Genomic DNA, 454 nt, shown 5'->3' on the forward strand with positions numbered 1-454 from the left:
CCATGACGGGCTTGTAACGTTCGAGGGGGGTCTCACTAGGCACCGCTCAGCTCCGTCGTCACGCTATGCCTGCGGACAAAAAGGGCAAGACGATGGATCAAGGCGTCCCTGCTACCAGATTGAGGCGCGTCGGAAAGCGGGGATGTTCCGATACTATCCTTCGATCCTCGGCAGGTCAGATGCAGCGGCGGCATCCCTGCGACCGCGTAGGTAGCCCTCAATCGTGCTGACCCGGTCGCGCAGCGCGACATGGCTATCCGCCAGCCGCGTCAGGCCGTCGCTGAGCGCGGCCAGTTTTTTCTCCAGCCCATTCATACGCTCTTGATAGGTCAAAACGGCCTTGACGAGCCCGAACGCCTTTTCGCTCGTGCTCACGCCGGGTCGCCTGCCAAGGCGCGATCGATCGCCGCGCAGGCGCGGTCGATCGATTCATTCATCGCGTCCAACTGGCGGT

General features: G+C 62.6%; 1 protein-coding gene. It reads right to left on the reverse strand.

Annotated elements, in window-relative coordinates:
* Positions 1-153: 153 nt before the first annotated feature.
* The gene (locus AACY52_RS31125; RefSeq protein ID WP_126845096.1) at positions 154-375 is read right to left on the reverse strand and encodes a hypothetical protein; all 222 of its coding nucleotides are present in this window, start codon (positions 373-375) and stop codon (positions 154-156) included.
* Positions 376-454 lie beyond the last annotated feature (79 nt).

Origin of the sequence: Pseudomonas sp. EA_65y_Pfl1_P113 (assembly GCF_963970525.1) — a bacterium.
Classification (GTDB): Bacteria; Pseudomonadota; Gammaproteobacteria; order Pseudomonadales; family Pseudomonadaceae; genus Aquipseudomonas; species Aquipseudomonas tritici.